We start from the raw sequence: 15,197 nt of genomic DNA, 5'->3' as shown, positions 1-15,197 counted from the left end.
CATTTCACGTCCTTTGGTGTTCTAATTGTTTCTGTACTTGTTTTACTACTTCACTTCTAGCAATTTTCCTGCTAGTTGTGTATGGAAAAGAGGAAAACTCTAAAAATAATTGTGGGCATTTATAGGATGCTAGATTTTGTCTGCAATAGGCTTTTAACTGTTGATGGGTGAGGGATTGATCTTTCCTCCATTCGATAACAGCAATCACCTTTTCTCCCCAATAGCTATCTTCTAGCCCTACGACAACAACTTCCTTAATTTCTGGTAAGGTAGCTAACACCTTCTCAATTTCTTCAGGGTAAACATTTAAGCCACCGCTAATGATCATGTTTTTTTCCCGTCCGACCAATGTAATATAACCATTCTGGTCGATATAAGCGAGGTCACCAACTGTCGCCCAGTCTCCGTCAAAAACTTCTTTTGTCGCTTCAGGGTTGTTGAGATATCCTGCAAAGGTTTGTTTACTTTTGACATATAACTTTCCTATTTCCCCACAGTTGGCGTTGCTACCGTCAGACCGACGGACAGTTACGTGTACTCCAGGAAAAGGTCGTCCTACAGATTCAGGATTTTCACTATTTCCTTTTTGGTCTAAAACGCTTACAAAGCTTAATTCCGATGCTCCATAATATTCGAAAACTTCAGCATTTGGAATGAAGTCGTTCGTTTTTTGCTTCAAGGAAAGCTGCCACTTTGCTCCAGCGGAAATGACTTTTTCTAATTTTGTAATTGGCTGTCCCTTTTCTGTAAAAACATCATATAGAGCAGAAAACATCGTAGGTACGAGGTACAATGCGGTGATAGGATTTTCTTTTACTGTATCAAAAACAGTCTCTGCATTAAATTTCTTTGTAATATATAATGTAGCGCCAATATGTAGAGCATGAACAGCTGCATATAAAAAGTGTGAGTGAACAAGTGGACCAGGAGAAAAAATCAAACTATCCTGGTTTAGCTTAAAGGTTTCATTACTTCCTCGGAAGCTATGGAGCCATGATGAATGAGTTCTTAAGTAGCCTTTCGGTTTCCCAGTTGATCCAGATGTGTAGCCAATATAAAACAGGTCATTTTCTGATCGCTTATAAGAGGGGAGGGGAGTCAGTTGTTGTTGGTTTAACTCATCAAGTGAAAAGGTAGGTACTTCATTTTTCGTTGTATCCTGATTTGTAATAAACAAGTCTGGCTTGCAGTCTGTGAGAATATGCAATAAATCACTTTGACTCCATTTAGGGTCGAGTGGAATAGCAATGGCTCCTAATTCACTGATCGCTAAAAAAATCGTTAAATAATTTATATCATTATCAAGTAAAAACGCAATCTTCTTTTGATAGGGGTTACCTATTACAGATATTAACTGTTGTTGGTTCACTTGCATTTTTTCATATAAATGCTTGTACGTTATTTGCTCGTTATCGCAAATAATTGCTGTTTTAGAGGAGAATGAATATGTAGTTTCTTTTATCGTTTCGCCAATCATAGAATTCTACCTCATTTCTATATTTTTTCTGATTATACATTAATAGAGAGTAGGGGAGGGGGAGCAGAAATCTACCTTGTTATTGAAAAAGAGTACCCATAGGGCACCCTTTGTAAAGTATTAAGCAGCGTTCTTTTGTATAGGATTTGCTTTTTTAATAAGTGGATAAGCTTTCTTAATTTGCATAGCTATTACAGCTGCAAGAATGGCTTTAGCGATATCCCCAGGAATATAAATAAGAGCCTGGTAAGCTGCTGTTCCCCATGGAATACCAGTGTTGAATGAAAGATAAGTAACTCCACCAGCATAGATGACAATAATCCCGCCAAATACATTAAATAGAATGAAACGGGCAAGGTTCATTTTGTGCCAATACTTCTCGACCAAATACCCAATTACAAAAGCAGCAATAGGCCAGCTTAAAATGTAACCACCACTAGGACCTAAAAATACACTAATACCACCACGTCCACCTGATAGAAGCGGGGCACCAAATGCAACGAGTAAAACAAAGATTATTAGACTCAATCCACCATATCTAGCACCTAAAATGGCTCCTGCTAGCATAACACCTAACGATTGAGCCGTAATCGGTACAGGAGAGATAGGAAGAACGAGTGGAGGTAAAATCCCGAGTGCTGCAATGACTGCAACAAAAAATGAAGCATACATCATGTTTTTTAGTTTCATCATAATCACCATTTTCAAAATAGTATAAAAAGAATGAATTCCTTTCGAATAGTATAATTTCTATACTGATTACTTGTCAACTAGTTAGTGGAGTAGGTTTACATAATAATAGTAGGAGTACGTTCTTTAAGGTGGTTTGAGCTAAAGGTTCATACGATACATATAATTAGATAACATATTAGTCATACACGGTTATAGCAAAATATAGGAAAACGAAAGGCCAACTAAAGTAGTAGAGTAGAAGTGTTCTTGTCGGTGATTTGATCAAAAAATAAGGAGAAAATGAATGTATACATACATGTATACAAGTACACAGAATGTATTCTTTGTGTTTACAAACATGTTTACATGTACACAATTACGCACACATCCCTTTATACCGACATGTTTACAATTATGTACACTTGTGGACGAAATGAGCTATGATGTACACAGTTTTGTATTCTTGTGTACATAAATGAACACAACTTATAGATTATTGACCTCCCTACCCTCGTTTGATAACCTATAGATACGTGTTAAATACTAGTTTTATATTTTAATTTTGGAAGGATGATAGGATGAATGTTTCTCGAATAGCTGCGATTGATGTTGGTAATGATTGTGTGAAGGCGATTTTTGGAAAATACGACCGAGAGCTTTACATACCTAATGTTATTGCTAGAGATACAGAAGATCGACCTGTTATTGGAATCGAAGATTTAAATGAGAAGGATCCTCTTGATGGAATTCATATTCGAATCCACTCCCCTGCTCTTAAGGAGAACAATGTAATTTACCGTGTAGGTAATCTAGCAACAAAAAGTGATAATGCAAATGAGCTTGACCCAGGAAGTAGTAAGTCGGAAGAAGACCAAACACTAGTTATGTTATTTACCTCCTTAGCATTAGATGCTGTCGAAGGAGAAATTGCAAAGTCTTCTGGTAGTCCGAAATCGGTTATTGATGCGAACTACACACTTGGAACAGGTTTACCTCTTCGCGAAGTAAAAGAAGGGAAAGATGTAGGTTATCGTTCGCAACTATTAGGATCAGTTCATCAAGTAGAGTTTCTTGTTACTCCAAAGTATCAAGGTTTAAAAGTGAATATTAAGTTTGATGAAGTAAAAGTGTATCCTGAAGGATTTGCGGCTTATATCAATTTAGTAATGGATAAAGATCTTAACATTATTAATAGAGATTTAATTGATAAGCGAATTCTTATTCAAGATATTGGTGGTTTATCAACCGATGTTGCGGTCATTAAAAATAGAAATGTAGATGATGATAAAGCCCAAGGATTTAACATTGGTGTATCAGAGTCACTAGAAGCTATTCGTGAGGAAATCCGTTCTAAGCATGGTGTTGAATTAGATAGTCGCCGTGATGTTGTTGAAATTATTACTAGAAAAAATGACCGTAATCATATTATGGTCAAAGGAAGCCGTACGAGCGTCCATGACATAACAGACCGTATCCTTTTAGAATTAGCAAAGAAACAGTATCGCCATCTTCGCAACGTTTGGCAAAAAAATTCGCAAACAGAGATTTGTTATTTTGTCGGCGGCGGTTCGATGGTATTAAAGGAATATATTAAAACACTTAATAATAACTTAGATGGCTACAATATTGAATTTTTTGAAGATGAAAAAGAAAGTATTTGGATGATGGCCAATGCGTATTACAAGTTAGTTTCTGATTTTGTGAAAAAAAGTAATAAGGATAAGAAGGTTGCAGAACAGCAAACGGTAAAAAAATAGGGTGATCCGATGAAAAAAAAGGGGACAACGGAAATACAGAGAGGACAGGCGATAACGTTTCGTCTGCCTTCTGATACACCGGATCATATTATAAAGCAATTACAACGATTAAAAGAAACAGAAAGAAGAAACTTTTCTAGTAAAATCGCGGAATTTGCTTTAGAAGGTGTGAGTAATTCGTTAGTAAAAGAAAGAGAAACGCTAACGATCCCGCTTCCGAAATCATTAACGAAAGAGCAGCGAAACTGGTTAAAACATTCGCATTCGGAAGCATTGTTAGGCAGTATCGTTTATCAATTACTGAATGATCCGCTTCGTGCAACGTCAATTTTAGCAGCACTAAATAGTAATTCTATAGATATTGATGAAGCTCTATACTTACAAGAAGTTGAAAGTGAAGAAGCTATATTAGAAGCTACAAATAAAACGGGTAGGAAACCGTTTAAGGAATTAAAAGAAGAAGTCGAAGCCGAAGTGGAAGAACCACTTGAAGAAGAATCAGATAACAGAGATTTAGATGATGATTTAGATAACTTCAATTGGGATGATATGAAACGTGAAGTGGCCTCTTCAACCGAAGAACCTGAAGAAGAAAAAGAAGAGGACATAGATGACCTCCTCGGCGGCTTCCTAGCCCAAATGAATAAGTAAATGGTGCCAGGCACCTTCAATGCTTTACTGCATTGAAGGTGCCTGGCACTTTTTATTTGAGTAGGTTTTGGATTACGTTGTTAGTGAGGTTAGGTACGATATTGAGAGAATAATTTAATTCCATTCGTTCGTACTGTTTATGGGCATCAAAGCCATAAGGGCCAATATTAATGACGGGAACATTGATGTCACGAATATCTTGATAGCTTACATAATGCTTTCTACCCCAGCTCGGGTTGTTGTTTGATACCGCTTGAATGCCCGCTTCATCATCACTTAACGCGACGAAACTCATATCGGATATGTACGGGAAGAAGTTTCTTGTTGCGATTGGATATTCATAATGTTGCTGAATATCAGTAATCGCTTGTTCGAGAGACTGGATTAAGTTATCTTCCTTTTCATTTTTTCCAGTGACTTCAATGCGCGGTGAGTACAAAGATGAGTAGAAAAGAATAATGGCTGGACTTCTGTCACTCATCCATTTCCATGCCTCTTCGACGACTCTTGCAGCATACATTCTCGTATCTAACTCTTTATCGAGTAATAATTGTTCTTTAAAGTCATCCATATGGTTGACATAGTCATTTCCGTTTTCGACAATTAATAATTGGTGCATTTCTTCGTATGTCATAACTCGTGCTTGCCATGGCACCTCAATAAATGGCTGATGACTTGCTAAGCTATATTGCTCATACTTTCTCTTGAAATCTTTTAAAGCATTGTTAAAAGCAATTTCTGCTTGCTCTTTTAGCTTCACAAGGACGTCTTTTGGAGACCAGGAATGAATAAAGAAATTGTAATACACATATGCAGAAAGAGCGGTTTGAACCGTGTAAGTCGGCTTTAGATCGGTTTGTTTTAGAGAAACAGGAGGTACCGTCGTTTCACCGAAGGCTTCATTGCAAAGCTCTGGATTGTAACTAATTTGTTTGGTTAGCTCAGCTGCAATGAAGTTAGGATCAATTCCTTCAAAGCATGAACCTACATGTGTTTCAGCACCAGTAATAAAAAATGAAGGCAATAGTTTTCCAACAGTTCCTTTATAAATGTAGCGGTTCACATCTCCTTCATAGCGAGGAGAGACAAAATCTGCATTAATGGCTGCAATATAATCAAACTTATGCTCCGCTTTTAAATGCTTTAATTCCTTTAAAGCCGATAATATACCGTGTGATCCATCTTCCTCATCACACTCAATTACAACGAGGAGATTTCCTTCTAACTCTTCTGGATGCTCTGAGTAATATTTTAAAAGATAAAGGTGACTGGCAACTCCACTTTTCATATCGAGTACACCTCTACCAAATAAATAATCACCAGAGTTTAAATGGTCTTCCACTGGTTCAGGTAGTTTTTCTTCCTTCATCGCTTCCATTAATTCATCAGGGGAACAAGCCTTGTCTTTTAAATGGTTATAATCATCAATACCGACCGTATCCATATGGCCCATTAATATAACCGTTTTATCGCTCTTGTTCTTCGTTCCTTTGACAAATGCAAGCACGTTGTAGCGCTCTTGCTCGTCGTTAGTTGTTTGTTGCTTAATGATATGAGTAGGGTTTTCCATAAAATAAGGGAAGGATGAAACCAAAAGATAGATGGCTTGGCTAATTTCTTTCTCACCATCAGAGTTTACAATACTCTCTATATTAACAAGCTGGTTTGTTAAAAATAATACTTCATCACGACAAGATAACATAGTTAAAGACTCCTTTACTCTATTAACGTAATACTAGACTAGAATAATAGTTTATATGGTTATTATAAAATAGAGTAGGTGTTAATAGGGGTTTTTTAATCATTTCTTGGGAAATTATTTCGAGATATGAAACAAAGGTAATCTAGAAGCGGTGACAAATCACACCGTACTCCCTAAACCAAGTAGGTGTAGGGAGTTGAGGAATTGGTTTATGATTTTAATTATTTTTTTTTCATAAAACCTTGTTTCTTAGCCAGCAATTCCTTTGCCTCATTATAGGTCAAACCTGACTGTGAGTTTAGCCTTTTAACCTCTTCAATATCGGTACCTACAACAGTTGTTTTACGTTTATCCATCATAATGCCCCCTCATATATTATTTAGTTATAGTCTTTACAATAGAAAAACAGATTATTTTGCCGAAAAGTAAGAAGTTTTTAAAATCTTGTTGACACAATTATTGGAAAATTATACACTTATAAATGCAAATATACATTGAAAAGGAGGGTTACAAAATGAAGCAGCTCAAATTGATACTAAACACAACTTCATATGCACATGTGACCCGCCATAAGGATCGAGTATAAGCTACTGCTATTTTTGTATGCGTATACTTCAATTCAGCCGTAGGTCACGAACAAAGTGACGTACGCTATTTTTATGTCTTTTTTAGGCACCGTGCGCCCAAGCATGGTGCCTTTTTGCGCTTTAATACGTGTTTCATTCTAAAGATGTAGAGGTGCAATCGCCGCCTTCCATCCAAATATGTAGTTTAATTTCGACCCTTTTCCTGATGGAACAAGCGATGTGGTTCATTACACTTATTAATAAGCGAAATGAATTACACGGCTGTTGCTGTTAGTTCATGGACTGTGGTTGTTCCGAGCTTTCTGTGCTCGTTTCAATAAATAAAAAGATTGAAGGGAGTTTTTAAAATGCAAAAAAAGATGGTTATTCAAATGATTGGGTGGGAGTTGATGGATAGCGGCTAACGGACGATCATCAATTGTACAACTTAAGGAGGAACTTAGATTATGTTTTCAGTCCTGTGGAAATTAGGCTGGTTTTTTAAACAATATTGGAAGCGGTATACCGTTGCCATTACATTATTAATTATTGTTAGTTTTTTGGATGTCATTCCACCGAAGTTAATTGGAATGGCTATTGATGATATACACTTTGGGCAAATGACAGCTGAACGCCTAACGGAATTACTCGTGTTTTACGGGGGACTTATCGTCGTCAGCTATATGATTACGTACGTGTGGATGTATCAGTTGTTTGGTGGTGCGTATTTAATCGAACGAATTATGAGAACCCGTTTTATGGCTCATCTATTAAAAATGACACCAACCTTTTACGAGAAAAATCGTACGGGTGATTTAATGGCGAGAGCGACGAATGACTTAAAGGCTATTTCCATGACGGCTGGTTTTGGGATATTAACCTTAGTCGATTCGACGATTTTTATGATCATCATTATTGGCGTGATGGGCTTTACGATTAGCTGGCAACTTACGCTTGCTGCTCTGTTGCCGTTACCTTTCATGGCAATAGCGATCAATTATTTTGGAAAGTTAATTCATAAGCGTTTCAATATTGCGCAAGACTCTTTTGGTCATTTAAATGATAACGTGCTAGAGTCGGTTTCTGGAGTAAGGGTCATTCGTGCCTATGTACAAGAAAAGGCTGATGAGCAGCGTTTTAATCAAATGACAGAAGATGTATATAAGAAAAATATTGCAGTAGCCAAAGTCGATGCCTTATTTGAGCCTACTGTAAAAATTCTCGTTGGAATCAGCTATGTAATTGGATTAGGTTACGGGGCGTACCTAGTGTTCCATCAGACGATCACACTAGGGGAATTGATTTCTTTTAACGTTTATTTAGGAATGTTAATTTGGCCAATGTTTGCTATAGGGGAGCTCATTAATGTATTGCAAAGAGGAAACGCCTCGCTTGATCGAGTAAACGAAACCCTTGGCTATCAAGCAGACGTCCAAGATGACGCAAACCCTATTCATGTTGAGGTGCCAGGCACCATCTCATTTTCTAACTACTCGTTTCGTTACCCATCCTCAACAACAACTAACTTGAAGGATATTTCATTATTTGTAAAAAGAGGAGAGACGATTGGTGTCGTTGGTAAAACGGGAAGTGGGAAGACGACGTTACTAAAGCAATTTTTACGGGAGTATCCACTTGGTCAAGGAACGATTGCTATTGATGGTGTACCCCTTAAAAAAGTCCCGCTCGATACTGTACACACGTGGGTTGGTTATGTACCTCAAGAACAAATCTTGTTCTCACGTACGATCCGTGAAAACCTTCAATTTGGTAAGGCACAGGTGAGTGAGGCTGAGATTGATCGAGCGTTAGAATTAGCAGCGTTTGAAAAAGATTTAATCGCTTTACCAAAAGGGCTTGATACGTTAGTTGGAGAAAAGGGAGTTGCTCTTTCTGGCGGTCAAAAGCAACGTATTTCGATTGCGAGAGCGTTAATTAAAAATCCAGAAATCCTCATATTAGATGATGCAATGTCAGCTGTTGATGGAAAAACGGAAGCGAAAATTATAGAAAACATTCGTCAAGAGCGTGCGGATAAAACAACGTTTATTACTGCACATCGTCTTTCTGCTGTACAACATGCGGATTGGATCGTTGTCATGGATGAAGGACAAATAATTGAAGAAGGCACACACGATCAGCTTTTGCAAGCCAATGGCTGGTATAAAGAACAATATGATCGCCAACAAGCTGATTCATACGGTGAGGTGAGTTAAATGAAACAAAATACAACAGGAAAACGCCTTTTTCAATATGCTATGCTTTATAAAAAGACGATCCTAATTGCGTTAGTTATGCTAACGATTGCTGTAGCCGCAGAGCTTACAGGGCCGTTTATTGCTAAGAAGATGATTGATGACCATATGCTAGGGATTGAAAGTCCATGGGTAGAAGTTACCGAGGAAAGTGAGCAAACGGTTTATTACAACGAAGGTTATTATACGCGCAGTATTCATGCAACACCTCATGAACTGGCAGGGAATGAAATGCAAATTGTTCAAGTCGGACGTTCGTTCTATGCTGTTCCAGAACACTTACCTTTTGACGGAAATCGAACTGTAGAGGGTAATATATTAACGGTGACACAAGGAGAAGAGACAGCAAGTTTTGAAGCTGAAAAACTAAGCCAACAACAGATTTTTGCCTTTTATCAACCAGAAATTAGACCGATGGTAATGCTTTTAGCTTTTTACGTTGTTCTTCTTGTTGTCGCAGCTTTTTTCCAATATGGTAAGGCTTTGATGCTACAAACGGCAGCGAACCGCATTATTCAAAAAATGCGTACAGATGTTTTCGAGCATATTCAAAGATTGCCAGTCACTTACTTCGATAATCGTCCAGCGGGGAAAATTGTTTCACGTGTAACAAATGACACAGAAGCTATTCGTGAGCTTTATGTAAAAGTGCTGGCGACCTTTTTCACGAGCGCGATTTATATGACAGGGATATTTATTGCCTTGTTTTTACTAGATACTAAATTAGCAATGCTAACATTGGTTCTCGTCCCTGTCATTGTGATTTGGATGATCTTATACCGTAAGTTTGCGTCCAAATATAACCACCTCATTAGGTCACGAGTAAGTGATATTAACGGAATGATTAATGAATCCATTCAAGGAATGCCGATCATACGGGCATTTCGTCGAAATGACCAAACGGCGAGCGAGTTTGAAAAATTAAATGAGGAGCATTTTACGTATCAAAATAAGCTTCTAAGCTTAAATGCTATGACTTCACACAACTTAGTATTTGTTCTGCGAAACATCGCGTTTGTCGTTTTGATTTGGTATTTCGGTGGGCAATCGATTGGAGTTGCAGGCGTAATATCGATTGGAATGCTGTATGCGTTTGTCGATTATCTAAACCGCCTTTTTCAACCTGTTACAGATATCGTCAACCAACTCGCACAGTTAGAACAAGCTCGTGTAGCTTCAGAGCGAGTGTTCCAGCTACTCGATGAAAAAGGAGAAGCAGTTAATGATAGCGACATTCCTCGTTATGAAGGAAATGTTCGCTTTGAAAATGTGTCATTCTCGTATGATGGGGAAAATGATGTCCTGAAAAACATTTCGTTTTCAGCAGATAAAGGGGAGACAGTGGCATTAGTTGGCCATACAGGGTCTGGAAAAAGCTCAATCATTAATTTGCTCTTTAGGTACTATGACATTCAGCGAGGAAGGATTACGATAGACGGAAGCGATACGAGTCAAATACCGCGTCAGCAACTTAGAAAGCATATGGGGATCGTCCTTCAAGATCCATTCCTATTTTCTGGTACAATTGCATCAAACGTCAGCCTAGACGACCCGAAAATCACGGATGAACAAATTAAAAAAGCTTTACAAGACGTTGGAGCTACGAAGTTTATCGAAAGCTTACCGCAGCAATACGATGAACCTGTATTGGAAAAAGGAAGTACTTTGTCAGCTGGGCAACGTCAATTGATCTCATTTGCAAGGGCATTAGCTTATGACCCAGCGATTTTAATATTAGATGAAGCAACTGCAAATATCGATACAGAAACAGAAGCAATGATTCAACATGCATTAAATGTCGTCAAAGAAGGAAGGACTACTTTTGTTATTGCTCACAGATTATCAACGATCCGCAATGCTGACCAAATTCTTGTGTTAGATCGAGGAGAAATTGTCGAACGTGGAACACATGATGAACTGTTGCAACAAAAAGGTAAGTACTTTCAAATGTATCAATTGCAACAAGGAAGGAAAGTATCACAGGCAGTATAATTTACATTGCATTTACTCTACGTTATCAGAACGAAACGTAAAGGAAGCTGGCACGCTAAAAATAGTGTCAGCTTCCTTTTTTGATTTTTTTCACCACAGAGTTCCGTTTGTATAGAAGTGACTAGGGATTTTCGTAAACTTCTTTGGCTAACAGTCTAAAAGTAAAGAGAAAAAAACTTCAAATATTACCCGTTTTTACAGTTAAACCTTATTTTTACAATATTAACATATTATTAACGTAACATTAATGAATGCTTCACGGGTAGTTAATATTCGACAATTAAAATACTAATTGTACAAGCAGTTAAATAAATGAAAATGAAAAGTGGAGAGGAATTATAAAATGGAAAACGTAAATATGAATATGAACCGTCGTAAATTTTTAGGTTATTTAGGAACAGGGACAGCTGCATTGGCTGCTGCATCTGCTGGTTTAGGTACTTTAGCACCTGTAGCAAGCGCTGCTCATACAGCAGATCACCTTAGAGAGTTCGATAATCTTAAATTAAGTCCTCAAGCAAAACCACACGCTTTCTTTAAACCAATCATGCCTACGATGGAGGATGATTTAGTTCTTGCGGATGGCTTCTCTTATGATGTATTAGCAGCATATGGGGATGTTATTAACGAAAAAGGTGATACTTTTGGATTTAACTGTGACTTTACTGTATTCTTCCCAATTAACGGATCAAATGAAAGAGGTTTACTATGGGTAAATCTGGAGTATATCAATGATACGTACATGAAAGAGCAATATATGCCTGCTTTCATGCAAAATACGCCTATTGATACAAAGAGACGTTACCACCAAGGTGGGGCAATTATTGAAGTATTTAAAGATAATAAAGGAACGTGGAAGATGGATACATCTTCTAAATATGCAAGACGTATCACTGGATTTACGCCATTTGACCTCACTGGACCTGCTGCGGGTACAACTTCGGTTGGTGGTGCTAAAGAAGCGATTGGTACTTGGGCAAACTGCTCTGGTGGGATGACGTTATGGAATACGTTATTATCTTGTGAAGAGAACTTTGAAACACAAGCAAGACGATCTAATTTACCGTCTGAACATTATGGTTGGGTAATCGAAGTCGATCCGTTTGATGAAGAAGATAAAAACTTCAAACCTCGTAAACATACTGCGCTGGGACGCTTTAATCATGAAAATACATGTATGGCAATTACGAAGAGTGGACGTATTGCGGTATACATGGGCGATGATAAAACAAATGCTTGCGTCTATAAATATATCAGTAATGGTAAATTCGATCCTGCAAAAGGGAAAGAAAACTCTAAATTACTCGAAGATGGAAAATTGTATGTAGCGAATCTTGGACAAGGTAGATGGGTGGAATTAAATGCTCAAGCAGTAGTAAATAGAGTACATAATTCTAATTTCTCTGTACCGAATGTTTTAAAAATGAGAGACCAAACGGTTCAGAGCTTAAGAGAAATGTTCCCAACTAACACAACACAAGCCCATTTAATGGTAAATACACATGAAGCAGCGGTTATCCTTGGTGGTACACCAACAGACCGTCCAGAAGATTTAGAAATCAATCCTTTTGATAATTCAATCTTTATTGCTCATACGAACAACGGAGTACATGGAAACATTCATGGACATATTACACGCATTTTTGAGAAAGAAGATGATTTCGAATCAATGGAATTTATGTTTGAAATCTTCGCTGCTGGTGGACGCCAAAGCGGGTTCTCTGCTCCAGATAACTTAACGTTTGATAGCAATGCAAACCTTTGGGTTGTAACCGATATGTCTGAAAGCAATATTGGAAAAGGCGTTTATGAATGGCATGGAAATAACGGATTATTCGTTCTTCCAACTCATGGTCAAAATGAAAGTGAGGCATTCCAATTCGCTTCTGGTCCTCAAGGTTCAGAATTAACAGGTCCTTGGTTTACTCCCGATGAGAAAACATTATTCCTAGCTGTTCAACACCCAACAACAAACTGGCCGCGCCGTAAAGGTGATGTGGACCCACTTCCTTCAGTTGTTGCTATTAAAGGATTTAAAGGCAACAACCTTGATAAAGGGAATAAAGGGAATAACGGTAACGGAAAAAACAAATAAATAAGTAGGAGGTGACCATCTATGCTATCTAATATTGGAATTCCTGGTTTAATTTTAGTACTTATCATAGCTCTAATCATCTTTGGACCATCGAAGCTTCCAGAGATCGGTCGTGCATTTGGCCGTACTTTAACTGAGTTCAAGAGCGCAACGAGAGAGCTCGTTTCTAGCGGAGATGAAGAGAAAGAAGAAAAGAAGTCTAACTTAACAGCTGTAGAAAAAACAGACAACAAAGCAGTATAAAACAATATTTATCTATAAGGAGATGTAGACAGGGAGCACTTGTCTACATCTTTTTTGCCTTTATTCGTTTGAGATATTCTTGTTTTGGAGAAAGTCTCACCGTACACCCAGTTGAATTAAAGCATTGTAAGAGGGTGGGCATGTTAATGGCCTTTCTTTTACCGAACCATATGGGCATAATACTGTTAGAATTTTCATAATGGGAGAAAAAACAAAACAAACCAATGAAAGATATTGCGCTGAAATTAGAGATTACACTTAGTTGCCTACATCAATGGTTGGCTCAATATCGTGATATCGTGAGTATGAAAATGTGTCATTAGCAGCTGAAGATCGTATCCTTCAGTTAGAACAACAACTGAAAGAACAAGAGCGCCAACTGAAAGCTAAGACGGCAATTAGCTGAAAAACAGGAGGAACTGGCAATCGTAAAAAAGGCGGAGCAATTCTTCCGCAGACCACGAACATGAAGTATGAGTTTATTGAAAAGTTTAGCTTCAAATTCATAGTGAAGAGGATTGTAGGATGTAAGTGGTTTCGGAGTTTGTTAAAAGAAGAGTGATCGGTTTAAGCTCTAATTGATGGGCGAGGGTTACATCCTATTCATTTCAGTACAGTGGATTAAGATTGAAGTAGAAATCGATGGTGTGAATTGTTTTTATAATGAATGAGCTAAAATCAACACCAAGGATAACAGAGCTTTAAAATGGCACAAAATAACGCTCAAAAATTACATTCTGAGCGTCGTTTTTGTGTACAATTTGTGCTGTAGTTTTTTGTGAAAGTTAGATTGGTTAATAGACAATTTATAAGGTAGCTATTCTATTTCTGTTGTTCTGGTAGTTTCTTTTGATAACTGGAATAACTATCAAGCTTATAATCGGCCTTTAGATGGCAAAACTCGCATTTACATGTTTTTTTCTTTTCCTCACTCTTTTGGTCTATTTTATACACGTGTGGGACATCTAAAACATCTAAACCTTCTTTTACGTGTCTAGGACAAACCGATACCATTTTAATACTCCTCCTCTTTAATTTGAAGCTGCTTCAGCTTCGGTAGAAATACTTTTACTTTTTCGATAAACAATTCTACTTAAAGTAATACTAATCTCATACAATACTAATAAAGGAATAATCACCAAGACATCTGATATAAAATCAGGTGGTGTTATTAAGACAGAGACGACGATGAGTAGGAAATAGGCAAATTTTCTTCCTTTTACAAGCTTTTGTGGGTTAACAATTCCGAGTTTAGTCAAAAACATTACTACAGCAGGCATTTCAAACAAAAAGCCAAATGGTAATGTCAAGTGAAGCATGAATTGAAAGTATCGTTCTGCTGTAAAAAAAGTTTGGAACTGATCACCAGCAATATTTAATAGGAATGAAAGGACGAGTGGGAACAATACAAAGTACCCAAATGAAATGCCACCAATAAATAAGAAAAATAAGCCAGGGATAAACATTAATGTGGCACGTTGTTCTCCCTTTTTCAAAGCTGGTTTAATAAACTTCCATACTTGGTAGGCAGCAACTGGTATCGTCACAGCAACCGCAACTACAGCAGCTAACATCATATATATCCATAAAATATCACCAGGGCCTAATAAAGCTAGTTTTCCATCTAAATCTTTTACTAGATATTCATAAATATCTTTTACAAAAACAAAAGCCCCGATAAGTGCCATAAGGAAAATGACTAACGTTATAATAATTCGTTTTCTTAATTCTGTTAAATGGTCAATCAGGTGTAGATCTTCTTTCTCCATTTAGACTCCTTCTTTCAT

The 15,197-nt window shown here is 37.4% G+C and carries 12 protein-coding genes; 6 read left to right on the top strand and 6 right to left on the bottom strand.

The genetic code is table 11. The annotated features are described in order from the left end of the window. Window positions 1–4 precede the first annotated feature (4 nt). The gene (locus tag GKP30_RS14425; protein WP_216830149.1) at window positions 5–1,477 is read right to left on the bottom strand and encodes an AMP-binding protein; all 1,473 of its coding nucleotides are present in this window, start codon (window positions 1,475–1,477) and stop codon (window positions 5–7) included. Window positions 1,478–1,597: 120 nt separating this feature from the next. Next, entirely contained in the window at window positions 1,598–2,167 is a 570-nt protein-coding gene (locus GKP30_RS14420) for a biotin transporter BioY (RefSeq protein WP_216830148.1), read from the bottom strand. Window positions 2,168–2,727: 560 nt separating this feature from the next. On the opposite strand from GKP30_RS14420, the gene GKP30_RS14415 reads away from it, so the two are divergent. Together GKP30_RS14415 and GKP30_RS14410 are read left to right on the top strand one after the other, a co-directional pair. Continuing rightward, window positions 2,728–3,906, top strand: coding sequence for a ParM/StbA family protein (locus tag GKP30_RS14415; RefSeq protein WP_216830147.1), 1,179 nt, complete (start codon window positions 2,728–2,730; stop codon window positions 3,904–3,906). 9 nt (window positions 3,907–3,915) lie between these two features. After that, complete coding sequence (locus GKP30_RS14410; protein WP_216830146.1) at window positions 3,916–4,557, top strand: hypothetical protein; 642 nt, start codon at window positions 3,916–3,918, stop codon at window positions 4,555–4,557. Between the two features lie 52 nt (window positions 4,558–4,609). On the opposite strand, the gene GKP30_RS14405 is transcribed toward GKP30_RS14410, so the two are convergent. Next, complete coding sequence (locus tag GKP30_RS14405) at window positions 4,610–6,259, bottom strand: M20/M25/M40 family metallo-hydrolase (protein WP_216830145.1); 1,650 nt, start codon at window positions 6,257–6,259, stop codon at window positions 4,610–4,612. A gap of 221 nt (window positions 6,260–6,480) precedes the next feature. Next, window positions 6,481–6,615 carry a hypothetical protein gene (locus GKP30_RS23780; protein ID WP_268884691.1) on the bottom strand — a complete coding sequence of 45 codons (135 nt, stop codon included), beginning with the start codon at window positions 6,613–6,615 and terminating at the stop codon, window positions 6,481–6,483. 677 nt (window positions 6,616–7,292) lie between these two features. Between GKP30_RS23780 and GKP30_RS14400 the strand changes: the two genes are divergently transcribed. The 4 genes from GKP30_RS14400 to GKP30_RS14385 all read left to right on the top strand — a co-directional run bounded on the left by GKP30_RS14400 (window position 7,293) and on the right by GKP30_RS14385 (window position 13,410). Further along, complete coding sequence (locus GKP30_RS14400; protein WP_216830144.1) at window positions 7,293–9,041, top strand: ABC transporter ATP-binding protein; 1,749 nt, start codon at window positions 7,293–7,295, stop codon at window positions 9,039–9,041. Beyond that, window positions 9,042–11,072: an ABC transporter ATP-binding protein gene (locus tag GKP30_RS14395; protein WP_216830143.1), complete on the top strand. Its 2,031-nt coding sequence runs from the start codon at window positions 9,042–9,044 to the stop codon at window positions 11,070–11,072. It begins immediately after the preceding gene. Between the two features lie 343 nt (window positions 11,073–11,415). Then, window positions 11,416–13,167 (top strand): PhoX family protein, encoded by a 1,752-nt coding sequence (locus GKP30_RS14390; protein ID WP_407928621.1) that lies wholly within the window; start codon window positions 11,416–11,418, stop codon window positions 13,165–13,167. A gap of 21 nt (window positions 13,168–13,188) precedes the next feature. Continuing rightward, window positions 13,189–13,410 (top strand): twin-arginine translocase TatA/TatE family subunit, encoded by a 222-nt coding sequence (locus GKP30_RS14385; protein WP_216830142.1) that lies wholly within the window; start codon window positions 13,189–13,191, stop codon window positions 13,408–13,410. 822 nt (window positions 13,411–14,232) lie between these two features. On the opposite strand, the gene GKP30_RS14380 is transcribed toward GKP30_RS14385, so the two are convergent. Together GKP30_RS14380 and tatC are read right to left on the bottom strand one after the other, a co-directional pair. Further along, entirely contained in the window at window positions 14,233–14,424 is a 192-nt protein-coding gene (locus GKP30_RS14380) for a hypothetical protein (RefSeq protein WP_216830141.1), read from the bottom strand. 17 nt (window positions 14,425–14,441) lie between these two features. Beyond that, a complete protein-coding gene (tatC, locus tag GKP30_RS14375; RefSeq protein WP_216830140.1) occupies window positions 14,442–15,179 on the bottom strand; it encodes a twin-arginine translocase subunit TatC in 738 nt (245 codons plus the stop codon). Between the last annotated feature and the right edge of the window lie 18 nt (window positions 15,180–15,197).

This window comes from Alkalihalobacterium elongatum (assembly GCF_019024285.1).
GTDB classification, from domain to species: domain Bacteria; phylum Bacillota; class Bacilli; order Bacillales; family Bacillaceae_F; genus Alkalihalobacterium; species Alkalihalobacterium elongatum.
Note: the sequence above shows the minus strand (reverse complement) of the source record. Positions and strands in the feature narration are given on the sequence as shown.

Coding starts and splice junctions, on each gene's coding strand:
- GKP30_RS14380 (WP_216830141.1), bottom strand. CDS start 14,424: ATGGTATCGGTTTGTCCTAGACACGTAAAAGAAGGTTTAGATGTTTTA.
- tatC (WP_216830140.1), bottom strand. CDS start 15,179: ATGGAGAAAGAAGATCTACACCTGATTGACCATTTAACAGAATTAAGA.
- GKP30_RS14425 (WP_216830149.1), bottom strand. CDS start 1,477: ATGATTGGCGAAACGATAAAAGAAACTACATATTCATTCTCCTCTAAA.
- GKP30_RS14415 (WP_216830147.1), top strand. CDS start 2,728: ATGAATGTTTCTCGAATAGCTGCGATTGATGTTGGTAATGATTGTGTG.
- GKP30_RS14410 (WP_216830146.1), top strand. CDS start 3,916: ATGAAAAAAAAGGGGACAACGGAAATACAGAGAGGACAGGCGATAACG.
- GKP30_RS14405 (WP_216830145.1), bottom strand. CDS start 6,259: ATGTTATCTTGTCGTGATGAAGTATTATTTTTAACAAACCAGCTTGTT.
- GKP30_RS14390 (WP_407928621.1), top strand. CDS start 11,416: ATGGAAAACGTAAATATGAATATGAACCGTCGTAAATTTTTAGGTTAT.
- GKP30_RS14420 (WP_216830148.1), bottom strand. CDS start 2,167: ATGAAACTAAAAAACATGATGTATGCTTCATTTTTTGTTGCAGTCATT.
- GKP30_RS14385 (WP_216830142.1), top strand. CDS start 13,189: ATGCTATCTAATATTGGAATTCCTGGTTTAATTTTAGTACTTATCATA.
- GKP30_RS14395 (WP_216830143.1), top strand. CDS start 9,042: ATGAAACAAAATACAACAGGAAAACGCCTTTTTCAATATGCTATGCTT.
- GKP30_RS14400 (WP_216830144.1), top strand. CDS start 7,293: ATGTTTTCAGTCCTGTGGAAATTAGGCTGGTTTTTTAAACAATATTGG.
- GKP30_RS23780 (WP_268884691.1), bottom strand. CDS start 6,615: ATGGATAAACGTAAAACAACTGTTGTAGGTACCGATATTGAAGAGGTT.